This is a genomic window from uncultured Tateyamaria sp. (assembly GCF_947503045.1).
Lineage (GTDB): Bacteria > Pseudomonadota > Alphaproteobacteria > Rhodobacterales > Rhodobacteraceae > Tateyamaria.
The window spans coordinates 1-25,131 of record NZ_CANNCF010000010.1 but is presented as its reverse complement, the minus strand read 5'-3'; the positions used below and the strand labels follow the sequence as shown (position 1 = coordinate 25,131).

19 protein-coding genes and 1 pseudogene are annotated in these 25,131 nt (G+C 62.3%); 11 read left to right on the top strand and 9 right to left on the bottom strand.

Translation table 11 applies throughout. The features are described 5' to 3' along the window. Positions 1-225: 225 nt before the first annotated feature. Positions 226-1,596 (bottom strand): oligosaccharide flippase family protein, encoded by a 1,371-nt coding sequence (locus tag Q1A89_RS22270; RefSeq protein WP_299733764.1) that lies wholly within the window; start codon positions 1,594-1,596, stop codon positions 226-228. After that, a complete protein-coding gene (locus tag Q1A89_RS22265) occupies positions 1,593-3,116 on the bottom strand; it encodes a hypothetical protein (protein WP_299733762.1) in 1,524 nt (507 codons plus the stop codon). The genes Q1A89_RS22270 and Q1A89_RS22265 overlap by 4 nt, the downstream gene beginning before the upstream one ends. A gap of 493 nt (positions 3,117-3,609) precedes the next feature. On the opposite strand from Q1A89_RS22265, the gene Q1A89_RS22260 reads away from it, so the two are divergent. The 3 genes from Q1A89_RS22260 (at position 3,610) to xrtD (ending at position 7,300) form a co-directional block, all read left to right on the top strand. Continuing rightward, positions 3,610-4,308, top strand: a complete 699-nt coding sequence (locus Q1A89_RS22260) for a VPLPA-CTERM sorting domain-containing protein (protein ID WP_299733760.1) — start codon at positions 3,610-3,612, stop codon at positions 4,306-4,308. Between the two features lie 223 nt (positions 4,309-4,531). Then, positions 4,532-5,530: a UDP-glucose 4-epimerase GalE gene (gene galE, locus Q1A89_RS22255; protein WP_299733758.1), complete on the top strand. Its 999-nt coding sequence runs from the start codon at positions 4,532-4,534 to the stop codon at positions 5,528-5,530. Between the two features lie 180 nt (positions 5,531-5,710). Beyond that, positions 5,711-7,300 carry a VPLPA-CTERM-specific exosortase XrtD gene (xrtD, locus tag Q1A89_RS22250; RefSeq protein ID WP_299733756.1) on the top strand — a complete coding sequence of 530 codons (1,590 nt, stop codon included), beginning with the start codon at positions 5,711-5,713 and terminating at the stop codon, positions 7,298-7,300. A 19-nt stretch (positions 7,301-7,319) separates the two neighbouring features. Here xrtD and Q1A89_RS22245 read toward each other — a convergent pair whose 3' ends face one another. From Q1A89_RS22245 to Q1A89_RS22235, 3 genes are read right to left on the bottom strand one after another with little or no spacing between them, the layout of a single operon-like run. After that, a complete protein-coding gene (locus Q1A89_RS22245) occupies positions 7,320-8,159 on the bottom strand; it encodes a CpsD/CapB family tyrosine-protein kinase (protein WP_299733754.1) in 840 nt (279 codons plus the stop codon). A gap of 26 nt (positions 8,160-8,185) precedes the next feature. Further along, entirely contained in the window at positions 8,186-9,784 is a 1,599-nt protein-coding gene (locus tag Q1A89_RS22240; RefSeq protein WP_299733752.1) for a Wzz/FepE/Etk N-terminal domain-containing protein, read from the bottom strand. Beyond that, a complete protein-coding gene (locus Q1A89_RS22235; RefSeq protein WP_299733750.1) occupies positions 9,785-10,663 on the bottom strand; it encodes an AAA family ATPase in 879 nt (292 codons plus the stop codon). Between the two features lie 535 nt (positions 10,664-11,198). Between Q1A89_RS22235 and Q1A89_RS22230 the strand changes: the two genes are divergently transcribed. From Q1A89_RS22230 to Q1A89_RS22205, 6 genes are all read left to right on the top strand, one after another. Beyond that, positions 11,199-11,894, top strand: a complete 696-nt coding sequence (locus Q1A89_RS22230) for a sugar transferase (protein ID WP_299733748.1) — start codon at positions 11,199-11,201, stop codon at positions 11,892-11,894. 90 nt (positions 11,895-11,984) lie between these two features. After that, positions 11,985-14,420: a tetratricopeptide repeat protein gene (locus Q1A89_RS22225; protein ID WP_299733746.1), complete on the top strand. Its 2,436-nt coding sequence runs from the start codon at positions 11,985-11,987 to the stop codon at positions 14,418-14,420. Between the two features lie 171 nt (positions 14,421-14,591). Then, complete coding sequence (locus Q1A89_RS22220) at positions 14,592-15,206, top strand: polysaccharide biosynthesis/export family protein (protein ID WP_299733744.1); 615 nt, start codon at positions 14,592-14,594, stop codon at positions 15,204-15,206. A gap of 69 nt (positions 15,207-15,275) precedes the next feature. Further along, the gene (locus Q1A89_RS22215; RefSeq protein WP_299733742.1) at positions 15,276-16,499 is read left to right on the top strand and encodes a hypothetical protein; all 1,224 of its coding nucleotides are present in this window, start codon (positions 15,276-15,278) and stop codon (positions 16,497-16,499) included. 56 nt (positions 16,500-16,555) lie between these two features. Continuing rightward, positions 16,556-17,215 (top strand): rhomboid family intramembrane serine protease, encoded by a 660-nt coding sequence (locus tag Q1A89_RS22210; RefSeq protein ID WP_299733740.1) that lies wholly within the window; start codon positions 16,556-16,558, stop codon positions 17,213-17,215. 246 nt (positions 17,216-17,461) lie between these two features. Next, positions 17,462-17,686 carry a hypothetical protein gene (locus Q1A89_RS22205; protein WP_299733738.1) on the top strand — a complete coding sequence of 75 codons (225 nt, stop codon included), beginning with the start codon at positions 17,462-17,464 and terminating at the stop codon, positions 17,684-17,686. 94 nt (positions 17,687-17,780) lie between these two features. On the opposite strand, the gene Q1A89_RS22200 is transcribed toward Q1A89_RS22205, so the two are convergent. Then, the gene (locus tag Q1A89_RS22200) at positions 17,781-18,782 is read right to left on the bottom strand and encodes a ParB N-terminal domain-containing protein (RefSeq protein WP_299733736.1); all 1,002 of its coding nucleotides are present in this window, start codon (positions 18,780-18,782) and stop codon (positions 17,781-17,783) included. 61 nt (positions 18,783-18,843) lie between these two features. Beyond that, entirely contained in the window at positions 18,844-20,223 is a 1,380-nt protein-coding gene (locus Q1A89_RS22195) for an AAA family ATPase (RefSeq protein WP_299733735.1), read from the bottom strand. A gap of 496 nt (positions 20,224-20,719) precedes the next feature. Between Q1A89_RS22195 and Q1A89_RS22190 the strand changes: the two genes are divergently transcribed. After that, positions 20,720-21,718: a replication initiator protein A gene (locus Q1A89_RS22190; protein WP_299733733.1), complete on the top strand. Its 999-nt coding sequence runs from the start codon at positions 20,720-20,722 to the stop codon at positions 21,716-21,718. 12 nt (positions 21,719-21,730) lie between these two features. On the opposite strand, the gene Q1A89_RS22185 is transcribed toward Q1A89_RS22190, so the two are convergent. Both Q1A89_RS22185 and Q1A89_RS22180 read right to left on the bottom strand, forming a co-directional pair. Further along, positions 21,731-22,342, bottom strand: a complete 612-nt coding sequence (locus Q1A89_RS22185) for a hypothetical protein (RefSeq protein ID WP_299733731.1) — start codon at positions 22,340-22,342, stop codon at positions 21,731-21,733. Continuing rightward, positions 22,339-24,237, bottom strand: coding sequence for a hypothetical protein (locus Q1A89_RS22180; protein WP_299733729.1), 1,899 nt, complete (start codon positions 24,235-24,237; stop codon positions 22,339-22,341). Before Q1A89_RS22180 ends, Q1A89_RS22185 begins: the two co-directional genes overlap by 4 nt. A gap of 551 nt (positions 24,238-24,788) precedes the next feature. Here Q1A89_RS22180 and Q1A89_RS22175 point away from each other — a divergent pair. Continuing rightward, a pseudogene (locus Q1A89_RS22175) lies at positions 24,789-25,131 on the top strand (hypothetical protein); the annotation flags it as partial.

Here is a 25,131-nt window from a genome sequence, read left to right as displayed (position 1 = left end):
GCCCAAATAGAAGAGAGCAGCGGGTTTTTGAGCGCAAATCCTATCTTCACACCCAAATCCGATAATCCCCTTGGAAAAAAGCAGCTTTGCGAACGGATAAGGGGGTGAACATACACGCCCTATTTCCTGCCAACTTCACCCCAAGGCTTTGAACCCACAGGCAGGACACCCAAAACCCTTGGTTTCAGACAGCGTCACATGATGCGGGGGTTTTTCCAAAAAGCCCTAGGTCGGCAAGAAGGCCAGTAACTGGGCGTAGACGTCCGGTTTCATCCACAGGATCAGCGCGCCCGCCACCAGCGACAGCGCGGCAAAGCCCAGATCATGGCGCAGGTCCCAGGCCTCGTAGGGACGCAACAGCCAGACCAGCAGCGGATAGGCACAGATCGCCGCCGCACCGGAGGCGAACACCGCCCCCAGCACCCCGATCTGCTGCGCCCCCACAATCAGGAACCCGGTCTGCAGCACCGCCGTGGCCAGCAGAATGATCGCAAAGCCACGGGAATTTCCCTGTGACACCAGAAGGTTGGCATAGGATGTCGTGATCAGCACCGGCAGGGACCCCAGCGCCAGCGCCACCAGCAAGGGGGCGGCCATGTGATAGTCCGGCGTATAAAGAAAGCGCACCAGCCAATCCCCGATGATGGCCAGTGCCAGCGCCGAGGCAATCATCGCCCCGGTCAAAAGGCTGCGCGCGCGCGAGATCGCCCGACGGTTCTGCACAGAGCCGCGCGTGGGCTTTTCGCGATAGAGCGGCAGCATGATCTTTTGCACGAATTGATGGGTCAGCATCAGCGGCACGGTCGCAAAGAAAAAGGCGATATTGTAAAAGGCCAGATCGCTGAGCGAGACAAACTTGCCCAGGATCGCGCGGTCTCCGTAATTGATAAAAAAGCCGCAGATCGAGCTGAAGAAGATGTATTTGCCAAAGTGGAACAGCTCGAAAAAGGCGGGGCGCTCAAAGGCAAAGCGGTTGCGCGGTCCGGGCAGGTAGAGATGGGACATCGCCACTTTGAACAGGGTGCCCACAACGGTGCCCAGCACCAGCGCCCAGACCGATTTCAACACCACTGCCAAGGCGATCATGGTCAGGATACCGACCAGTTGGGAACTCAGCTCAAGCACGGTCAGACGGCCCAGCACCAGTTGGCGGTTGGCACTGGCGATCTTGGTCGACACAAACCCGTTCACCAGCGCGTTTATGGCCACCACCGGCAGCAATTGCGTCAGCATCGGCTGGCCATAGAACTGCGCCGCCGGGATCGCCAGCGCCACAGCCACAAGGGCAAGGCCTGCCCCGCGCACCACCTGCATGGTCCAGCCGGTATTCAGAAAGGCCGGGTCATCCCCGCGCTTGCTCTGGATGATCGCCGACACAAGGCCGATGTCGGAAAACATCTGCAAGCCGGTCACAAACACCTGCACCAGCGCCATCAGACCGAAGGCTTCGGGAAACAGCAGCCGGGTCAGGATCAGGTTCGAGATCAGGCGCATCAGCTGCCCGCCGCCAAAGGCCAGGAAGGTCAGGGCAAAGCCACGCAGCGCGCGCGCCTTGAGGCCGGTGCCGGAAAAGAGCTGTTGCAGACGGCCAATCACGGGGCAGGTCTGCTCAGGTCATAGACATCAAGACGGATACGCTGCGTGGCAAAGCTGCGCAGCAGCGGACGGTCCCCGATCACCGCCTCCAGCGCGTCGCTGACAAGGTCCTCGGGCCCCGCCTTGCGTCCGGCCGGCACCGGGTCTTCATAGACGACAAACAACCTCTCCCCTTGCGGGTCGATCCCACCCGCCTCGGCCCGCGGCACAAAGACCGAACGCAGGGCCGCATCGATCACGTTGCGATTGCGATCGCCGTAGATAAACCCATAGGCCGCCCCGTCAAAAGCCTGTGGGGCATGCCAGCGCAGGGCGGGCTCCATCATCTGATAGCCCAGAACCAGCACATCTGCTGCCGGGTCGAAATCCTGCATCTGGTCGGCGATGTCGCGTTCGGGCACGCGCTCTGGCTCCGGTGGCAGGAAATCGCGAAAGGCAAACAGCTGGGCAATGACCAGAAACGCGACCCCGCCCCAGCGCAGCGGCGCACGCAAAGGGGCGAGCCCCGCGGCCAGCACCAGCACCGACACGATACTGCCCCAGGCAATCACCCGCGCCAGATAAAGCGGTTTGAAAAAGCTCACGATCAGCACCAGCGTCGGCAGCCCGATCACCATCATCCCCAGCAGCCAGGCGATGTGGGGACGCCCCCGCAAGGACCACAGCCCCCACAGGATCATCAGGGCGACAATCGGCTTGGTCCATTTGGGATAAGGATAGGCCGCCGCCGTCTGGGTATAGATAAAGCGTGGGGTCGGCTCGGGCACCCAGAAACTGCCGCCCACGGTGCCTGTCAGATGCTCAAAAAACGGCACAAGGGCAGGAATTATAAGGATAAAATACAAGATCAGAGCGGCAAGGGATTGCCACAGAAAGCGCGATGGCAGGACCCTGAGCGCCACACAGATCAGGATCCAGAATCCGAACAGGGCCGCCACGAACAGCCCCATGGCCTGGGCATAAAAGGCCGCCGCCAAAGCCGCCGCAAAGCCCGCCCACAGCCCGACCGGGGCAGGGGTGTGGGCGCCCTCCTGCATCCCGGCGCGGGCGCGGGAGGCCAGAATGACAGCCAGCCAAAGCGCGACGGCCAGCGCCAGATTGGCCAGGCAATACATGCGCACTTCGCGCCCCTGATCGACAAACATCGGTGCCGAAATCAGCAGGATCACCGTGATGGCCGCCAGTGGCCCTGCCGCAATCCGGCGCGCCGTCAGGAAAAAGAACGGGACGATCAGCACCGTGATCGCGATGGGCAGGCTGCGCACGGCCGCCGTGCTTTCGCCAAAAGCGCCGTTCCAGAGCTTTTGCAGACCGTAATAGACCGGGCGGTGGGTGTCGGTGCCCCAATGCTGGATCATCAGCTCATGCCAGCCCGCGCGGGTGAACATCAGCGTGACATGCTCGTCCCACCAATAGTCCTGCCAGCCCAGCCGAAACGACAACAGCGCCGCCCCAAGACCCATCATCAACGCGACCAGGGCCCATTCAAACCCGGAAACATGTGTTCTGTAAGACGTCATCCAAAATCCCTGGCATCACATGACACGCCACATGTGGCAGGCATGGCCTATGAGCCTGCGTCTTAACAGCCTGTATCCGGTGGCAAAAGCGGCAGATGCAGAGGCATGTTTGAAAAGCCACACCCGACCTCAGCCTTCCCCTGATGCGCGCCCTGCGCGCCGCGGCGGGGTCAACAGGTTGGTGCGAGGGATAAGCGACGTATGGCAATCGGCGGGTTTCTGCACAAATCAGGGGGGTCCGCCAATTGACTTCTCCCTCTTAGGTAGAATTCTGATAAGCGCCGAATCAGGCCTTTTATGTGACCCCTTCGTTTCCGAACCGCGGACAAAGCCGCCAAATCCCGCCCAGCGTGCGCGAAACCGATTCATAAAAGTTAAAAAAAGGCGAAAGGATGGCGAAAATCCGGCCATCAGCAGTTTATTGCCACCCGGGCGTGTTGTATAAAGGCATCAAGTCTCTTGTATGTTCAGGTAGCAATCAAAGGTAGAAATTGTGAAAAAGTCATTTTTCCTCGCAGGCGCTCTTATTGTCGCGCTGAGCACAGCAGCAAGCGCTGCAACATTCTCCGTCATCGGCGGAACCGCCGGGACCATCCCCGAAGCTGGCCAGACAAACGAAGTGCTGATCAACGTCTTCGGCACACCAAGTGCTGCCGGGTATTTCGGCGGGCAGATTTCCCTGGATATGGACGCCGATATCGAAGTGGCCTTCTTCGGCTATGAAGCCGGGTTCACCAACACATTCGAGATCACCGGCACCGGTGGCACCGAAACGTTCTCGACGACAAGTGGTCTGGGCGCACTTTATGCCGCCAATGCTGCCACACCAATTTCGACAGCGACCGTCAGCGCCACATCCGGCCTGCTGAACTTCCGGTTCACATCCAACGGTGTCATCGGCGGCAACCCTGTTGCTGACGCGATCAACGGGTTCAACCCCGACAACGTCGTAGGCGGTGCATCGAACTTCTTCGCGTCCTTCGCCCGCGGCGACAAGGGCTCCGTGTTCCTGTTCTTTGATGACACAGGCGCCGGTGACGATGACAACCACGATGATTTCGTTGTTCGTCTGAGCGTGAAAGCCGGTGGGGACGGGGAACCATCGCCCGTGCCGCTGCCTGCCGGTGGCCTGCTGCTGGTCGGTGGACTGGGCGTGCTGGCTGCCGCACGCCGCCGCAAGACCAAGTCGTAATCACACACACCAGATCGTGTGACTGCAGGGGCCTTCGGGCCCCTGTTTTCGTTTTACAGAGCCTGATCCGAGACACATCCCGCCCGATCTGCAGGGGCATATACGGGCCTGCACAGACCGAACTTGTAATCATCGTTATGTTATTTACGCGCCAAAGAAAGACTACTCATCCCGGAGTTCTTGGGATATGCGCCCTCGCAAACGGTTGTAACGAGAGTATCCCATGAAAATCCTGATCACCGGCGGTGCCGGCTATGTGGGCAGTGCCTGCCTGCGCTATGTGGCTGAGCAAGGGCACGAGGTCATGGCCTATGACAACCTGATGATGGGACACCGGCAGGCCGTGGACGGACACCAGCTGGTGGTTGGGGATATCGCCGATACCGACCTGCTGACCCGGACCCTCAAGGAGTTTGGCGCCGATGCGGTGATGCATTTCGCCGCCGCCACCTATGTGGGCGAAAGCGTCGTGAACCCCGAACTGCACTACCGCAACAATATCGTCGGCTCGCTCAGCCTGCTCAATGCGATGCGCGGCGCGGATGTCAGCCGACTGCTGTTTTCCTCGACCTGTGCGACCTATGGCATGACGGCAGCCGACACCATGTCCGAAACCACGCCGCTGGATCCGTTCTCGCCCTATGCGCGCACCAAACTGGCGGTGGAATGGATGATCCGGGATTTTGCGCAGGCCTATGACATGGGCTTTACCCTGCTGCGCTATTTCAATGCGGCGGGCGCCGACCCCGACGGGCGCCACGGCGAGGATCACGAGCCAGAAAGCCACCTGATCCCGCTGGTGCTGCAGGTCCCATTGGGTCAGCGCGACCAGATCAGCATCTTCGGCACCGATTACGACACCGCCGATGGTACCTGCATCCGGGACTATGTGCACACGCGCGACCTGGCCGCCGCCCACCTGCTGGCGATCGAAGCGACCCGCCCGGGCACTGACGAGACTTTCAATATCGGCACCGGCAACGGGCAGTCGGTGATGGATATCGTTGCCGCTTGCGAGGCGGTCACGGGTCAAAGCATTGCGCGCGCATTGCAGGCGCGCCGCCCCGGCGATCCGCCCCGCCTCGTGGCAGATGCCACCAAACTGAAAACCCAACTGGGCTGGGTGCCGGAATATACCGATATCAAGGATATCGTCGCCACCGCCTGGGCCTGGCACCGCGCCCATCCGCAGGGCTACAGGAACAAGAACACACCCGGCTGATCCACAGCGCCCGCGGATCGGATCGACACCACACGCACCGCGGGAAACCCGCGAAAATGTCATCTGCGGAGCATACAGTTTTCCTGTCTTTGCCATATTTGTTGGTGTAAACCGACATCAGTTCAAATTGGCGCGATCTCGCGGCCAATACTCGTGTATTTGCAAGGTCCGTTCTGACCCATGACGTATTTAAACCCAGAAAAACGTGCGCTTTCCGCCTTTCTCAATCCGGGACTGTTCTGGCTGATCATCGCGACGATTTCGGCCATCATCTTTTACTGGGAAGGGCTCGAAGCCCTGCTGGTGGCCTGGCAACTGCCTGAATACAGCCACGGCCCCCTGATCCCGATCCTGTCGGCCTTTTTGTTCCTGCGCCAGCTCAAGGAAGTCCCCGTCCAGTACGGCGAAGTGCCCGACCGCACACCCGGTCTGTGGCTGCTGGCCTTCTCGCTGGTCTTTGCGCTCATGGGCAAGCTCAGCAAGATCGACGACATCGTCGCCTATGCGCTGATCCTGTGGGTGGGCGCGGTGCTGCTGATCTCGTTTGGCTGGCGCGTGGGCAAGCATTTCTGGCCACCCGTGCTGCACCTGGTCTACATGCTGCCGCTGCCGGGGGTGTTTTACTACAAGCTGTCGACCTGGCTGCAAAAGGTCTCCTCGGAATTCGGCGTCTGGCTGCTGCAGCAGATCAACGTGCCTGTCTATCTTGAGGGCAACATCATCGATCTCGGCGCGCTCAAGCTGCACGTGGCCGAGGCCTGTTCGGGGCTGAACTACCTGTTCCCGATCCTGTCGTTTTCCTACATCTTCGCGGTGCTCTATCGCGGGCCCATGTGGCACAAGGCCGTGCTGCTGCTGGCCGCGGCCCCGATCACCGTGGCGATGAACTCGGTCCGGATCGCCATTGCGGGCTGGATCGCGCAGAACTGGGGCGTCGAACACCTCGAAGGGTTCACCCACTTCTTTGAAGGCTGGGTGATCTTCATGATCTGCATCATCCTGCTGTTCATGCTGGCCTGGATCATGCTGCGTTTTCACCCTGATCGTCCGTCCCTGCCCAATGCGCTGGATCTGGACACCTCCGGTCTGGGCACACAAGCCATGCGCCTGACATTGGTGCAGCCCTCGCGCGCGCTGATCATCTGCGCGCTGGTGACAGTGGGCAGTGTCGCGGCCTGGCATGCCAAGCCCGACGTCGCACAGGTCGACGTGGCCCGCGACCCCTTTGCCATCTTCCCGCGCACCTTGGGCGAATGGAAATCCTCACCCAACATTCCGCTCGATGAAAGCGTCGAAGTGGTTCTGGGCGCGGATGATTATCACTCGGTGCAGCTGGTCAGCGCCACGGCCGCCGCCCCCGTGGGCATGTTCATGGCCTGGTATGATGATCAGGCCGATGGCGGCACCCACTCTCCCGAAGTCTGCCTGCCCGGCGCAGGCTGGGAGATCGCATGGCTGGAACGCGTTGATATTTCTGAGGAATTTGGCCTGTCAGAGGAATTCGAACTGAACCGTGCCGTGATCCAGAAGGGGCAGACCCGCATGGTCGGCTATTACTGGTTCGAACAGCAGGGCCGCCATATCGCATGGGACTTCGAGGCCAAGTTCTGGCTGCTCTGGAACGGCGTCACAAAGGGGCGAACCGATGGTGCGCTGGTGCGCCTGCTGACCACCGTTCAACCCGATGAGACCGAGAAAGAGGCCGAAGCGCGCCTCAAATCCGTCTTCCTCGAAATGAACAGCGTCCTGCCGCGGTTTATCCCGGACTGATCCGGCGCCCGCGCCCGGATCAGCCGTAATATTCGTATTGGCTGTCCACCGACTCGTAGCGGCATTTGTTGAGCACAACGCCCAGCACGTTGGTCACATTGGCGATCTCGCGCTCGCAGGCGTCAAGCTCCGGCATCTTGGTCTTTTCGGCGGCCGCCACGATCATCACGCAATCCACCTTGTCGGCAAAGGCCATCATGTCATCGCTGATCTGGAAGGGCGGCATGTCAAACATCATCACCGTCGGATCATAGGTGGCTTCCATGTCGTTCAGGATCGCGCCCAGCTTGGCATCCTGCAGCAACTCGGCAGGCATCATCACCGGGCTTTGGGCAGCCCCAATGGCGAGGTTCGGGCGCAGGCGCAGCCCATGATCGACAAAGGGCGCATTGCCATTCACCACCTCGACGAAATCCCGCTCGGTCTTGAGCCCGCAGATCTTCTTCAGGGACGGGCGGCGCAGGTCCATCTCGCAAATGACGGTGCGGCTGCGGCTTTGCCGTGACAGGCTGAAACCGAGGTTGAGCACGATGGTGCTTTTGCCGCTGGTGGGCCCGGGCGAGGTGATGGCGACGCGGCGCCAGTTGTTGGCCTGCATCTGCTGCAGCATCCGGGTGCGCAGCTTGTCGAATTCGGCAGCCTCGCGGTTGCGATCCAGGGTCACGATGCGCTGCGCGCGCAAGCGGCGCAGGGACACATCCGCCGAAGGCAGCGCATCCCAGGCCGCATCGCTGGCCTGCGGTGTTGCGGCAAGGGGTGCAGCCTGTTCGACCGTGCGCTGCGCGGCGGCGGCGGGGGCCGCGGTCTGGCTGTCGCGCTGTGCGCGGGCCTTGGCGATGGCGGATTGAATTTTTTCCATGGGGGCGCCTTTTGGTCCTTGTTACACTAGCCAAGCAGGTCCGTGACCGAGCTTGGCAACCTGTCCATGATCTTCTTGAGCAGCAGATCAAGCGGCATCACATAGGTGTCGATGGCCCAGAGCCCCCCCACAATCACCCCGGCCACGGCCAGCAGCACAACGATCAGCGCGAAGCGACGGCGGATCCGGTCACGCCGCGTGCGGATATAGGGCAGCACCCCGAATGGGGTGATCTCAAGCTTCTGGACGATGTCCTTGGGACGGCGGATCGAGGTGTTCAGCAGTTCCAGCAGCACGATGAACCCAAAGCCCGCCATGATCCCGCCGCCCATGCCGGCAATGGCCAGTTTGGGACGGTTGGGGCTGGTCGGCTCCGCCGGGGGCACGGCCTGTTCGATCACCGAAATCCGCTCGCCCTTCGACAGGGCCTCGATGATGTCGCCGGTCTCGGCGCGGCCCTTGTTGATGACGGCCTGATCATATTGCAGACGGGCGGCCGCGAAATCGCGTTCCAGCGTGTTGAGGGCAATGGTGTTGGCCGGGGTCGCATCGATGCTGACCCGCAGCCCGGCCATTTCCTCTTCAATCTCGGCGCGGCGGCTGGCGATGAACTCCAGCTGGTTGTCCAGATCAGCAATCTGGATGTCATAGATCGACAGCACCGCCCCGGTCTCGGAATTGATCTCGCCGCCGGTCTGGGCCTCCAGAAAGGCCTTCTGTTCCTCGGCCACGATCTTTTCCAGCGCGTCGATCTGCTGTTTCAGCACCCGGTTGCGCGGGTTGTCCAGCGACAGGACCGCCACGGACGAGGAATAGCGCTCGCGCAGTTGGCGCAGCCGCGCCTCGGACGGGCTGACCCCGGCCTGGGCGGTCTGCTGGTTCAGGCCCACGACATTGCCGGTGGCCTCGTAAAACGCCACCAGCCCGGCGCGGCGGTCGTTCAGGGCCGCCTCTTCGCGGGTCAGTTGCAGCAGGCGCTCCTGTGCGGCGGCCAACTGGCCACGGCGGAATTCGAGACTGTCGGGCAGCGCCTCCTTGTTGGCCTCCTGAAAGGCGATGATCTCGGAGCCGCGGCGGGCCAGTTCCTGATCCAGCCGGGCGACCTCCTGTTCAAAGAACTCAAGGGTCTGGCCCGACACCCCGGTGCGCATGCGCACGTTTTCTTCCAGCATCGCGGTCACCACCTCGTTGGTGACCTGAGAGGCGAGGTTGGCCGAGGGCGCGCTGAAGCTGATATTGACCAGGGTGGCCGCCCCCCGCCCCCCGGTGGTGCGGATGCGGATACGCGAGCGCAGATCCGACACCATCTCATCGGGGCGCAGCCGTTCGCCCGGGCCCCGTCCGGCATAGATGTTGAGCCGGTTGGCCATGTCCAGAAGGGTGTCGCGGGTCAGGATGCGCTGCTGGATGATCTGCAACTGCTCGCTGGCCTCGGTGCGCACGGTCGAGGCGGCCAGCTCATCCGGGATCTGTTCGGATTCGACCACCAGCCGGGCCTGTGCCTCGTAGCTGGGCGGCAGGGTCAGCGCCAGCGCCACCCCTATGGCGGTGCCGGCAACAACGAAGATCAGAAAATAGGGCAGTCGGCGCAGAAACAGCGCAAAATAGAAAGCAACATCGAGCATCTAAGGTTTCCCCGTAACCGGACTGACCAGACGCAGCGCATCCCCTGCGAGGCTGCCTGCGAAAAACACGCCGTCATCCAGCACCTGCTGCACCGTGTCAGCCGTCACATTCTGATCGCCATTGGCAAAGGCATATACCATGCACAGGTCTGCCAACTGGTTTACGACACGCGGAATACCGCCCGAATGATCGTGGACCATGGTGCAGGCCTCGGGCTCGAAAATATCGCTGCGCCCGCCGGCCTTGACGACCCGGTGCTGGATATAGGCCTGCACGGTGTGCGTATCCATCGGACCCAGATGGAAATGGGCTGACACCCGCTGGGCAAACTGGGACAGGTCCGGGCGCATCACGATGTCGCGCAGCTCGGGCTGACCGACCAGAATGATCTGGAACAGCTCGTCCTTGTTGGAATTGATATTGGTGAACATGCGCAGCTCTTCGAGGTTCTCACGGCTCATGTTCTGGGCCTCGTCGATGATCGCGATGGCGCGTTTTCCGGCGGCATACTGGTGGATCAGAAAGGCCTGGAACCGGGCAAACAGATCGACGTAATCCGTGGCCCCTTCGGTCTTCTGGCCAAAGGCGGACATCACCCAGCGCAACAACTCGCCCCGGTCGCCCTGGGCATTGGACACAAGGCCGATGCTCACGCTTTCCTCGATGGACTGCAGCAGATGGTGCACCAGCGTCGTCTTGCCCGCACCCACCTCGCCGGTGATCAGGGTGATGGGCGCGCGGGTCACGATGCCATATTCCAGCACCGCAAAGGCGCGTTTGTGGGCCGCACTCCAGAACAGGAAATCAGGATCAGGGACAAGCGTGAACGGACGCTCGCGCATTTGAAAGTGATTGGTATATATCTCTAGCGTATTCATTAAACCTGCTGTCCGTATCCGACACACTTTACACCATCACAGATGCCGTACCCCCAGCCACCAAGCGCACTGTCTCAATATAGGATGCATGACACCTCGCCTATAGCCCGCACCTGTTATTTCAACAACCTGCGCCCAGAATCGCACGGTCCGGCCCGCGCCACAGCGCATTTTTTGAGACCCCTGCCCATCCTCGCTTGGGACAATTTCGAAGCTGTGATATGCTTTGATTACAATTTTAGCACAATGCGTTATCCAAACCTCAACCCACGGCTGAATCTACGTAAAAATTATCCAAAATTTCAGTTAAACCTCACGTCAGACACGAAAGCGCCATAGAAACTACACACCATCTCTGGTATCGAAAACTTATCTACTATTTATCTTAAACCACGGATTTACCCGTAGAACTGTGACCTCACGAGTGCCCATTGAACCAAATAATTTGCTTTTCAAGCATCGCCCGACGCCCGCCATGCTTTCCCGATCTGCCGGGGCTGCGCGGACACAGAAATCGAAGCGAACGGATCTTTTAATGACTGCCCACGATGTATATTTAACTGACACCCTGAAATCCGCGAACGTCCTTTACAAGGAACCAGCAGGTGCTGCCGCCCCTCAAAGCGGCCCATATCGCAGCCTGCTCAAGCGGGCTCTGGACATTACCCTTATCCTGCTGAGCGCCCCGGTGATCCTTCCGGTCATCCTGGCCCTCGCGCTGATTGTCGCCCTGAATGGCGGCAAACCGTTTTACGCCCAGCAACGCATCGGCAAGAACGGACGTATCTTCCGCATGTGGAAACTGCGCTCCATGGTGTGCGACGCCGAAGAGGAACTGCAATCCCATCTGGATGCAGACCCCGACATGCGCGCCGAGTGGGACCGCAACCAGAAACTGCTGAACGACCCGCGCGTCACCCCGATCGGGCGTTTCCTGCGCAAGACCTCCATCGACGAGCTGCCGCAGCTGTTCAACGTGCTGCGCGGCGACATGAGCCTTGTGGGCCCGCGTCCGATGATGGTCGAGCAACAGCTGCTCTATCCGGGCCGTGACTATTACGACCTGCGCCCCGGCATCACCGGGCTGTGGCAGATTTCGGACCGGCACCGGACCTCGTTCAAGGAACGCGCGTTCTACGACACCCGCTACAATGCGCGTGTGTCGCTGATGACGGATGTCCGTATCCTGTGGTCGACCGTGCGTGTGGTTCTGTCCGGCACTGGGTGCTGAACGTCCCATCTGCGCTTTTGTTGACGCTGATGTGAAATTTGCACCGTTTTGCCTTTGTTTTGATCACCCGTGCAATGTAACAGGTTGCTCATGTTCAAACGTATTCTGACCGCATGCGCCGTTTCGGCTTTGGTTCTTCTGGCTGCCTGTGACAGCCCGGAAGAAAAAGCCGAGGCATTCTATCAATCCGGCCTTGAGCTGCTGGCCGCCGGAGACCCGGACCGGGCCGCCGTCGAGTTCCGCAACGTGTTCAACTACAACGAAGAACACCAGGACGCCCGCCGCCAACTGGCCGAGATCATGCGCGCGCAGGGCAATGTGTCCGCCGCCTTTGGCCAGTACCTGCGTCTGGCCGAACAATATCCCGACCTTGCCGATGCGCGCCTTGCGCTGGCCCAGATGGCCATCGAAGGACAGCAATGGGATGAGGCCGAACGCCATGGACGCCGTGCCCTTGAACTGGACCCCACCGCCGAAGGCACGGATCCCGTGCGTGTCTCGCTTGATTTCCGTCAGGCCAGCATCGACGAGGATGAACAGGCCCTGGGCAAGCTCGCCCTCGAGGCCCGCGCCCTGGCCGATGCCGACCCCGACGACATCCTCAGCCGCCGCGTCCTGATCGCCTATGCGCTGACCCAGAACACCCCGGCCGCGGCCATTGATGACATCGATGCGGCCATCGCCTATGCGCCGGATGACCTGTCCTATTACATCATCAAGATCCAGGCCCTGAACGCCCTTGGCGAACAGGAAGAGATCGGTGAATTGCTGCGCCAGATGTACACGCAGTTCCCCGAAAACACCGAAGTCCAGCAATCGCTGATCACCTTTTACATCCAGCGTCAGGACTATGACGGGGCCGAAGCGTTCCTGCGCGATCTGGCCGGGGATGACACCTCTGACCCGGCTGGGTTTGTGCCCATCATCCAGCTGCTGGAGCGGACAGCCGGGCGCGATGCGGCCCGCGCCGAACTTAAGCGACTGGCAGAAGTCAACGCGGAAGTTACTGAAAACAATGGTTTTTATCGGGCCCTTCTGGCCGGATACGACTTTGACGAGGGCAACCGCGACGCCGCCATTGCCGAAATGCAGGCCATCATCGAGGCCTCTGAACCCAGCGACCAGACCCGCCGGATCAAGGGCACATTGGCCACGATGCTACTGGCCACCGGCAATCAGGTCGGTGCCCGCGCGCTGGCCGAAGAGATCCTGACCGAGGACGAAACCAACGTCACCGCCCTCAAGCTGCGCGCCCAGATGCTGATCAGTGCCGACCAGCCCGGGGATGCCATTCTCGACCTGCGCCGCGCGCTGGACCAAAGCCCGCGCGACACCTCCATCATCCTGCTGCTGGCCGCCGCGCACGAGCGCAACGGCAGCACCCAGTTGCAGGGCGAACGGCTGGCCACGGCGGTCGAAGTGTCCGGCTCGGGCGTGCGTGAATCGCTGCTCTATGCCGATTTCCTTGTCCGGCAGGGCCGGGACAGTGCCGCCCGTTCGGTGCTGGCGGATGCGCGCAACGCCCACCCGCGGGACCTCGACATTCTGGCCCAGACCGCGCGTCTGGCGATGGCCGACAATGCCATCGGCGTCGTGCGCGGCGTCATTGCGGATGTTGAAAAGCTGCAGGACCAGCCCCGCGCGCCCGAATTGCTGAAATCCCTGCGCACCGCGCTGTTGCTCAGCGAAGACCGGCTGGACGAGGGTCTTGCCCTGCTCCAGCAGCAGGCGGAGGAGGCAGGCACAGCCAATGCGGTCTTTGCCGTGCTGCAGACCCAGTTGCGCGCCGGCAAGCTGGACGAGGCCCGCACCTATCTGGACAGCCAGATGGAAGAAGCCCCCGATGATCCCGACCTGCGCCTGATGAATGCGGCCCTGCTGCTGTCCGAAGGCGATGCAGGGGCCTCGGAAGTCGAGCTGCGCAAGCTGGTCGACGAGAGCCCGACGAACATCAACGCGGTCAACCAGCTTTACGTGCTGCTGCGCCGCACCGGCCAGCCTGACGCGGCCAAGGAGGTCCTGACCAAGGCCCTTGCCGACAACCCCGAGTCCCCTCGCCTGCTGCTGTACGAAGCGGGTGATCTGGAACAGGCCGGAGATGTCGAAGGCGCGATTGCGATCTATGAAAAGCTCTATGCGGTCAACACCGGCAACGTGACCATCGCCAACAACCTCGCCAGCCTGCTGTCGACCTTCCGCGACGACGAAGAGACGCTGGAACGGGCCGCTGCCGTGGCACGGCGCCTGCGCGACACCGATATCCCGCCCTTCCAGGACACCTATGGCTGGATCGCCTACCGGCAGGGCAACTTTGACGAGGCGCTGACCTATCTCGAACCGGCCGCTGCAGGCCTGCCAGAGAACGCGCTGGTGCAATACCATCTGGGCATGACCTATGTCGCACTTGAGCGGCCCGAGGACGCCAAGGTGGCCCTGACCCGCGCCCTTGAGGTCGCCGGAGAGAACAGCACCCTGCCCCAGATGGAAATCGCCCGCGAGACGCTGGCCACGCTGGACGGCGGCTAGGTCCGGGCCCTGCCCGGCCCCAAGGCGTTGCCCATTCGCAGCATGGGGGCGAAACTCGCCCCCTCGCGGGCCAAGACCGCTGTGCCTGTGACATCAACCTGTGCTATGCATCCTCAAAAAAGTGGCTCAATTTGTGGTTGGCCACATGCGGCATACTAAAAGGGCGATGATATGATACAGCGCAAACGCATTCTCACCTGGCTTCTGTCGATGCTGGTGCTGCTGCCCGTCGCAGCGGCGGCGCAAGGCTACAGGATCTCTCCCGGGGACGTCCTGCGCATCGAGGTGATCGAGGATGAGGCCCTGAACCGCTCGGTTCTGGTCGACCCGCAAGGGCGCATCAGCTTTCCGCTGGCCGGCACGATCCTGGTGCGGGGCAAGACCGTCACCGCCGTGCAGGCGACACTGGTGGCCAACCTGACCCCCAACTTTGCCGCCCCGCCCAGCGTCTTTGTGGCCCTGGAACGGCTGGCCCCGACCGAACCCCGCATCCCGGATGAGCCCGAAACGATTTCGATCTATGTGCTGGGCGAGGTCGAACGCCCCGGCAAGGTCGATATGGAGCCCGGAACGACCCTGTTACAGGCCTTTGCGGCCATGGGCGGGTTTTCGAACTTTGCCGCCACCAAGCGGGTGCAGCTGCGCCGCACCGACCCCAAGACCGGCGTCGAAAGCGTAACAACCCTGAACTACAAGGCCATGTCCCAGGGGCTGAGCACCAATGCGACCCTGAAACTGCATGATGGGGATGTCATTCTGGTCCCCACACGCCGCCTGTTCGAATAGGCGCGCCTTGTGCCGCCCCTGACCCGCCTTTTTGACGCACGCCGCCACAGGCCGCTCTGTGCGGCGGCCATGGCGTGCGTTCTCACCCTGCCCACAGGCCTTCTGGCCCAGCAGGGTGGCGAGCCCCCTGCCCTGCGCCTTGGGCTCTCCACCGAGGCGATCTACAGCAGCAACCGCGGGCTCGATGGGACCAGCGAGGGCGGCACCTTTGAATATATCGCCCGGCTGGATTTCGGGACCACCTTTGCGACCCCGACCCAGCAACTGGACATCTCGGGTGATGTGGGCCTGCGCCATGTCACCGGCGCCGAAAGCAATGTGCTCGACAGAGGGCTGGTCGAACCCAACCTCGAAATCCGCTATGGGCGCCAGTCGCGCGATGCGGCCCTGTCCGCGTCCTTCCGCATCAACGAACTGGACATCGCCTCCAGCAGCCTCGAAGAGGTGATCGGCGTGCCCGACCCGATCCTGGTGACCGAAGAAGGCACGCGCCGCACCACCGTGTTTGACACCGAACTGGAACTGCGCCGCCGGGCGCCCTTTGGGCTCACCCTGTCGGCCGGGTTCACCGGCCTGAACTACCGCGACACCGCCTCTCCGACCCTGACCGATCAGGACCGGTTCCGCCTTGGCGCGCTGTTGCGCTTTGATCTGACACCCACGATGCGGGCCACGCTCGATCTGGACTATTCCACCTTCGAGGATTTCGGCACGCCGGAAGGCGTGCGCGAGACCTACAGCCTCAACAGCACATTGCGCCAGGATCTGCGCAACGGGGACATCACGTTCCGGCTGGGGGCCACAGAGACGGAAAACGGGGAGCGCTATACCTTCAGCACCGGGCGCAGCCTCTCGACCCCTCTGTGGGACCTGAGCGGCTCTGTGGGGCTGACCAGGGACACAGGCGGTGACGTCTCACCCGATATCAGCCTCGATGTGACCAGAGCCTTGCCCGACGGCTCACTGGGCGCCAGCTTTAGCCAGCGCATCGCATCGGGGGTCGATGATGACGAGGAACAGATCACCTCGCTGAGCGTGAGCTATGACAAGCAACTCAACGCCCTCACAAGCTTCAACGCCAGCCTGTCCTACAGTGAAACCGACCCCACCGCCGCAGGCAGCAACACCAGCAGCTTTGGCTCGGTCGGCGTCAGCCTGCAACGCAACCTGACCGAAGACCTGCAACTGGATCTCGGCTTTCAGCACCGCGTCAGCGAGAACGTGTCCGGCATCCGCGCCCGCGACAACCGCCTGTCCGTCAGCCTGCGCCGCGACCTCTCTGCGCGCCGCTAGAGGCACATGGGCGCAATTTGCTTGCAGCCCTCGGGGTGGTCCGCCACTCATGACCTATGACACCCCCTGCCCCATCTGATGCCCCTCGGCAGGCCACCCTCTGGCCAGGCACCGTGATCGGTGTCCTGATGATCCTCACCTGCGGGCTGGAACTGGCTGTGGTTGCCGCGGATATGGGCCTGATCGGCTCGGTGCGCTGGCGCTCGCTTATCCTGCAATACGGCGCCTGCTGGCCCGGCCTCGTGCGCAACTGGCAGCCCAACTATGCCGCCCAGCCCTGGACGATGTTTTTCAGCTATTCGCTGCTGCATTCGGGCCTTCTGCACCTGCTGGGCAATATGGCGATGCTGCTCTGGGTCGGGCCGGGACTGGCGGCGCGGGTGGGCCAGCTTGGGTTTTTGCTGCTGTGGGTCGGCTCGGTGCTGGGGGGCGGCCTTGTGTTTGTGGCCATGGCGAGTGCGACCACGCCCATGGTCGGCGCCTCGGGGGCCGTGTTCGGGCTGATCGGGGCCCTCGTGATGTATGACTACGTCCTAAAGGGTCGATACGCCAAGGCCCTTGGCATCAGCGCCGCCCTGGCCGTGCTGAACGTGGTGATGCTGATCGCGGAAAACGGGTTATTGGCCTGGCAGACCCACCTGGGCGGCTACCTGGCCGGGGGCCTGATTGCGCTGTGCCTCACGGACCGGCAACCGGAGCCTGCCGCACCAGACTGAGCGATCCACGAACAAAGATCGGGCAATTGCGTCCATTGTCGCGTCACTCCCCGGCCGGGCAGGCAGAGTTCCGCCTAAATCCCTGTCCAGAGGGGCATTGGATTGCCGGATAACTCTCCCCACTTAAAGTAGAATTGAGTGTAAACAGTTGTGCCCGATAACCCGATTGTTAGTGGCTGTTAACGAATTGAACCCCATGTTGGACAGGTAAGATCTGTCACCGCCACGCTTAAAGGGATCCCGTTCTTGGCCATTGTCCTGCTTCTCGTCAGTTTCGTGTTTGGCCTTGCAGGCGCGACCCTCGCGTCCTTTGCAGGGTTTGGTCTGGTGATGGCCATTCTCAGCTATATCGCAAGCGGCATGATCGGCGCGGTGGGGGTCACCTATTTCTCGGTCCGGCGCTGCGCCTCTGACCGGCGCATGGCCCACAGCCCTGCGGTGCCCCAGGCCCAGCAGGCCAGCGGCGCCTGAGCGGCCCATTTCCTATCTCTATCTGCGATGTGAAGGGTAAAGCCCGCATTGTTTCGCGTGCGAAACATGCGTGCTACAGCGATCAGGGCCTGATTTAGAGTCGATCAAGCAGCCAGGCACGCAGATCAGCCATCAATGCGGCATCGACACGGGGCCCCGCCAGGGTCACTTTCCCCGCCTGTCCGCGCAGCTCCAGCCCCTCGGCCAGCTGTTCTTTTGGTGTGCCCTGCGTGTCCTTGCCGGGGCTGCGCAGGCTCTGTTCCAGCACTTTGCGCTCCTCCGCAGAGCCAGCCACGGGGGCCGCCTGATCAAGGGTGCGGATCAACCCTTGCGCAAAACCCGGCGTGCTGCGCATCTCGGCCACCAGCGCGAGGCCCAGCTTTTCGGGAATGGCGGTCGGGAACGACAGGTGATCATCCAGCACCACCAGATCGGTAAAGCTGAGAATTTTTGAGCGTTTGGCACGGCGCACAGAGGAAAACAGGCTCTGTACCGCATGTTTGGGGCTGTCATAGACCCCTTCCTCGGCGGCCTTCACCGCAATCCGCGCGCGCTCGTAAAAGCTGAGGTTGGCGCGCAGCTCGTTTTCCTCGACCATGGCGCGATAGGCATCGGGCGCACTGTCCGGTGCGCGCACCAGCGCCTGTATCGTGGCAAAGCGGGGTTCATCCGGCGCCTCGCCCTGCAGGGCCTGCAGCGCCATCAGCCGCCGCCAGCCCGAGATCAGCCCATAGCGTCCGCCTGACAGCTCGACCACCTCGACCGGGGTTTGCTGACCACGATCGCGCAGTGAGTCCATCAGGCTGTCCATCTCGTCGCCGTCCACGGCCACGCGGTCGCGTACCAGATGATCGGCCTCGATCACATCCAGCGGCAGGCGCAGCACCATGCGCCCCTCGGCCCGCGCGCTTTGCAATTCGGCGCTGACCTCTTCAAAGGCGGCGTGGCGGGCCGTATCGCCGGCCACATCGGCAATGGGCGCGCGGGTGCCGACCCAGCCGTTCATCGCCTTGGTTTCCAACCCAGGACCGGATCCGGCCAGCGGATCAGGGATTTCAAAGGCCGGGGCAGGGCTCAACCGTTTGCGTTTGGCCATGATCAGGCTCCTTTCCTGGGGTGTGGCGGGGCAAAAACAGTCACTATCAAGGCAAATCGGCTCATTCTGCCGCCGCCGCATCGGCCTGCATCTCGTCGCGCCGCCAGATGCCGTAAAGCAGGCGTTTGAAGCCTGCATAGGTCTCGTCAAAGGTCGCGCGTCCACGGGCATAGGTGTCGCGGTTGAAGTCGCGGTAATCGGCCTCGTAGATGCCATTCACGCTCTCGCCCGCCTGCCCGATCAGCGCGGTAAAATCCTGCCGGTAAGGGCTGAGCGTGCGGCCCATATAGGCCTGCATGAGGCTGGCCAGTTCGGTCTGCTGGCTGGCGTCAAAGCGGGTGATGATGGTCTGCACTGCGTCCCATTCAAAGCCGATCTCGGGACGCCCCAAGGCGCGCGCGGCCACGTTCTCGCCCTCTTCAATCGAGGAAAACGTGGCGTGCAGCATGTCGAAAAACCGCCCCGTGGAGTCAAATTCCATGAAGGACGCGCCCACAGGCACCAAGAGGATATCGGCCGCTGTCAGCCCGTTGATCGTGAGGTAGCCAAGGGCAGGGGGAGTGTCGAGAAAGATCAGATCATACTCATCCAGCACCCCGCCTTCGTCGAGCGCGTCCCCCAGCGCATCCCACAGCTTCCAGCTGCGCGCGGCCATGCGCCAGACCGGGATCTGGAATTCGGACCAGTAAAGGTTCAGCTGCGCCCCAATCAGGTCGATATTGGGCCAGTGGGTTTTCTTGATCACGTCCGTCGCGCTGATGTTGAGCGCCTCGCTGAGCGAGTCGTCAAAGGGCAAAGGCGGATCGCCCCGGTCGATGCGGCGCTGGTTTTCGCCCCGCAAATGCTGGGCATAATGGCGCGCAATCAGCGGAAAGGCCGTGTCCCATTCATCCTCGATCCGCGCGCCAAAGATCGAACTCATGGAGCCCTGACTGTCCAGATCCACCACCAGCACCTTGTAGCCGTCCAGAGCGGCGGACATGGCCAGATGAGCGCAGGTGGAGGTCTTGCCGACCCCACCCTTGAAATTGGCGACAGCGACGACCTTGGCGGGCAGCCCCTTGGGACGGTAGGGCAGGTATTCCTTGGTCTTTGAGCCTTCCTGCCCGAAATGGGCGCGCAGACGCAGCACTTCGTCCAGTGTGAACCACTTGGCCCCGCCTTCGGTTTCGCTGACGCCCTGGGGCAGATCGGGGTTCTGGCGCAGCACGCGACGGAAATGGGCGGAGGCGATAGGGATCAGGTATTTGGTGATTTCCCAGGTCGAAAAGGGGCGCAGTTTGCGTTGGCCCGCCTCGTCCAGCCCGCGGCTTTTGAGGTCCTGACAGCCGCTTGCGCAGGCCCGCGCGATGGCGCGCAGATCGTCAGCGCCCACGGGCGGGGCCAGTTCAGCCTGCGCACGGTCCGGGGAAATGTTGAAATAGGGGGGAAGGTTATCCACAATCTGGCCTCATGCTCGGGACACGTCTTGTTTTGGTGATGTGACGCGTTTTGACCACCCTGCCACGAATCGTGATACATGGGAAGATTTTTATCTATTCTCAGCATAAACGGCAGGTGTGGCGCAGGTTTTGCCCTGTAAATCCGGGGTTTTGGCCCTGCTGGCCCAATGATTCCAGTTAAATCTGTGTTATATGATTAGTTACAAGACCCGTCACTTTTCAACTCTTCTTTTTTTATAAGGGGTTGTGGGTCAAATTCCTGAAGGTGGTGACTCTGAAACCCCGATAGGGCGACTCTGAACCCACGCTCGCCTGACTCTGAAACCCCGATGCGCGCGGCCTTTTGCTGGACGGAGTTATCCACAGCTTCTATGGTCGGTGTAAATGAAACCCCGAAGCCGGATTCGGTGCGCAGGCACGGTGATCCTGGACAAAAACGGGGGGCGATGAGGACAGGCAGATGATCACATCATGGCGGCTCTTGTGAGCGGGTCCATGACCGCGCAAGGCGGTCCGGGGGCATTGGGATCTCAGGGCGACTTTTTCGTCTGCGATTTCTTTGCGGCTGTGCCCAAGCATGATCTGGCCGCGATGGAACATCCGCTGTTTTCGCTCTCGACCCGGCCCGACCGGCGTATCCTCGATTACGAGCACAATGGCACCGACATCCGCATCACCCCCAGCGTGAAGGGGCGGGCGACGATTTTTGACGCCGACATCTTGATCTTTTGCATCAGCCAGCTGATGGCGGCGATCAATGCAGGGCGCCCCACCTCGCGCCACCTGACGCTGACAGCCCATGATCTGCTGCTGGCCACGGGGCGCGAGACGTCGGGCGATGGCTACAAGCGCCTGCGTGATGCGTTCGAACGTCTGGTGGGCACGCGCATCACCACCAATATTGTGACGGGCGAGACCGAGACCACCAGCGGCTTTGGCCTGATTGAGGCCTGGGAAATCGTGCGCCGCACGCGGGCAGGGCGCATGGTGCGCGTGAGCGTGACCCTGTCGGATTGGCTCTATCGCGCTGTGCTGAGCAAGTCGGTTTTGACCCTGAACAGGGACTATTTTTCCCTGCGCCGCCCACTGGAACGTCGGATTTACGAGCTGGCGCGCAAGCATTGCGGACGCCAGCCGGTGTGGCGGGTGTCGGTGGACACCCTTCTGAAGAAGTCCGGCTCCACCAGCCCGCGCCGCGTATTCCGTGCCATGCTGCGCGACATCATCGCGCGTGATGGCCTGCCCGATTATACCGCCAGTGAAGTGCCCGGCGATCTGATCGAGATCCGCCCGCGTGACGTGATCGAGCGGCCCACCCGTGTGCCGCAACTGAGTGCGGAGGCGCTGGAACAGGCCCGCCGCGCGGCGCCGGGCATGGACATCTACGCCCTGCAGGCGTCCTGGATCGAGGTCTGGACCGCTTCGGGTCAACCCTCCCTGCGCAGCCCGGACAAGGCGTTTCTGGGCTGGGTGAAAAAGCACCACGGGGACTGAAAACCCCTCAGGTTAGAGACGATCCGGCACTTCGCGGCGTCGCGCGCCCCAAAGGCGCAAAGCAACCCCAAGCCCGGCCAAGGCAATCCCGCTTGCCTCGATCAGATCATCGGTGCGGAACGGCCCCCATGTCCCGCTCATGAGGTCGCGCAACTGGTGCAGGCTGATCGCCACCACCAGCGCGCAGCCGATGGACAGCGCCACACCCGCAATGATCAGCAGATTGCTGATCAGGTGCCTGCGGAAATAGATCAGCAGCACCACAAACAGCAGAGCAAAGAATACCACCGTCAGCATCAGCGCGCCCACCTGCACGCTGCGCCGCGCCTCGTACCAGCCCTGTGCGTGGGACAGGCAGCGCCCGAAGGTCCAGACAAAGGCGTGCATGTCCAGCGGCGTGTTGAGCATCTGCACCCCCACCAGCACGGCACAGAGCAGGATCAGCTGCCGCTCGCGCCCTGCAGCCGTTCGCGCCACCCGCACAAGGCCCCAGCCCAGCAGGGCGTAGCCCGCCATCAGCGGCCCCGCGATCAGCGCCGGGTCGCCCCAGATGCCGGCCCAGTCACGCAGCCCGCATTGCGCAGCGCCGCCGATGGTGGCGAGCTCGTCGCCAAGCCAGCTCATGGGCGGACATCAAGGCGCAGACGGCCGGTCACGGTCTGCCCGGAGGCATATGCCGTCAGCGCGATGTCGACGGGGCCTGCAAAGCCCTCCTCGGGCAGGTAGTGCCAGCCGGAGGCCAGCAGCCGCAGCTTGCCTGCCTCGGGTGGGCTGAGCGGGGCCAACAGCACGCCGTCCTGTTCCAGCGCCAGCCTGTGTGGGCCCGGGCCGGTCACGGCCTGTTGCAGATCGGGGGCAGGGGGCAGGGGTGTGCCTGCATGCGCAAAAATGCCCTGCGAGGCGGTAAAGAACGAGCCTGCATAGACCTCTTGCTTGCCCAGGGCGCGCAGTTGATAGCGCGCGCCTGCAACGGGGGCCTCATCGACAAAGCGTTTTGCGTCACTGATCATGGCCAGATGGGCAAAGCTGCCTGCATCGGTGGCGCGCAGCAGCTGATAACGCTCTGCATCGCCGTCCCACTCCAGCACGACCTGATCGCCCGTCCGGGTGGCCCGCAAGGCGCGCGGCGGGGCCAGCGGAAAGGCCGCCAGTGTCGGATCGCCCAGCAGGTTGATCCAGATCGGTGTGCGCCACGGATAAGAGCCTGTCGGGGCATAATCCATGCCGTCGGGATAGGACCGCGCGCCTGCGCCATTGTTGGCGGTGATCTGCTGCACCTCGCCGATCGAGCGCCCCAGCGCCATCGGATGCAGCCGCCAGGCGGGCCGCGCGCCCCAGCCGACGGCGACGGTGTAAAAGGGCTGGGCCAGCAGGGCCGTCATCGCATTGCCGCGCCGGTTGATCTTTTGCTTGCCGCTGCCAAAGTTGATCGCAAAGACCGGCTTGATCTCGTAATCGACATATCTGTGGCCCTGATGCTGGCCGAAATCCACACCCCAGAGCCAGGGCTGGGTTTCGCCCACATCGTGATGCCCGCCGGGGGTGATGGCCTTTGGGCCGACGATATTGCGCAGATCGAACTGTTCGACCCGCAGGTGGTCGGACTGGCCATAGGCCACGCGCAGATCCCCCAGCAGCCCGTGGCGCCAGTGATGGGTCTTGTCGAGATAGGCCCGCAGATAGGTCCGCTCCAGCTCGGTATCCCCTTCCGAGATCAGCGCGAAATCGACCCGGCCCACGGGCAGTTCGATGGTGCCGTCCGGCAGGGCGCTGTGGATCAGCTGCCCTGCGCCATCATCTGCCCAGTCCCCTGTCAGATCACCGTAAAACAAGTCACTAATATGGGGTTCTGGGTCATGTCCGTCCGGCGCCACGCGCCCGCTTGTGACCATCGGCACATGGCCCAGGAGCAGGATCATGTGGCGCAGACCCTTGGGCTCTGCGGCCACGGCGGCGCGCAATTGCGCCTTGAGGGCGCGCGCCGGGGGCAGGTTGGCAGCCGGGTCCAGATAGGCATGGCGCGGGGTTTTGAGCCAGCGCACCTGCCAGCCCGCCCCCACCAGATCGTCCTCGAGCCGGGCCAGACGCGGCTGCAACGCGGCACTCAGGCTGTCCTCCAGCGCGATAAAGACGGTGCCGTGATCCTGGCGCGCCGGGATGTCCGTGCCCGTCGCCCAGTAGCCTGCGGAAAAGAACGTGCCGTGATTGCGCAGCAGGCGGTATTCGTAAGGCACGCCGGGGGTCAGGGTTTCGTCCCGGGTCTTGATGTAACGGCCCGCGCGCACTTCCAGCTCGACCCAGCTCTCTGCCCCAGTGGCCCCCAGCACCCGGCGCGCGAGCCGTATGTCGCGCCCGCGCAAGGGCTGCGCCTCTTGCCAGATCAGTTCGAGGCTGCGCCCGTCGGCCGACAGCGTGCCATCCAGCGGCACCGGCTCTCCGCCCGGGGCCTGGGCATGGGCCTGGAGTGCCATGGCCAGCAAAAGCGCAATCGTCCGGACAGGTTTGATCTGCTTGATCATGCATCTTCTCTCAAAAGGCCCGAACATGTTGTGAGCCTAGTGCACTTTCGCAAAGACCTGAATCACTTAACGCCGCCTGATATCAATGCATTCAACGCGTTAAGCGAGATGCAATATTTTCGCAGGCGCGGCCGCCATAAACCCATTTGGGTTGGCCTCGGACTGCTTTGGCCTGCGCAAATGGGTGGCAGATGATGACGGGGTGATGCGCTTTGGGGATGCAAAATTGCGACACTAAAGGCGCTCTTTTACAGGGAAAACGGCCCGCATAAGCGAAAGGCCGCTGCTTTGGGAGGGTCTGCGACGGTCGCATTGTTTTTTTTTGAAAACTCCAGTCTTTCGAACCTCGGCAGTTTCGGCACGTGACTTTGAGAGGACACAAAACGGCCTTCAAATGATCGAAAAATGAACCGGATTCGAAGTTAGTTAATATTTCGTAAAGATAAAAAATAAGCCGAAAACCAACATAGAGTGGCAGCGGGAACAGAGCAGATGGCAGCGACAACACGGTCGAGAATGACCCTTTTCATATCATTTGAAAGGGACCACTCATGAATCCCCTTGCAGCACTCCTTGCGATATTCGGTGTCGCCGCCGGAATGGGCGGCGGTGGCGGTTCCAAGGATGATCCCGCAGCACCTCCTGTGCCTGAACCTGTTGATCCCCCGGCACCTGAACCCGAAGATCCGCCGGCCCCAGAACCGGAAGATCCCCCGGCCCCTGAGCCAGAGGACCCGCCAGCCCCGGAACCAGAGGATCCGCCCGCGCCAGAGCCAGAAGACCCTCCGGCACCTGAACCCGAGGACCCCCCCGCACCCGGGCCGGTTGATCCCCCGGCCACCGGCATAGAGCCCGCTGATCTGGGCAACGGTCCCGTGACTGTCACGGCCGGCC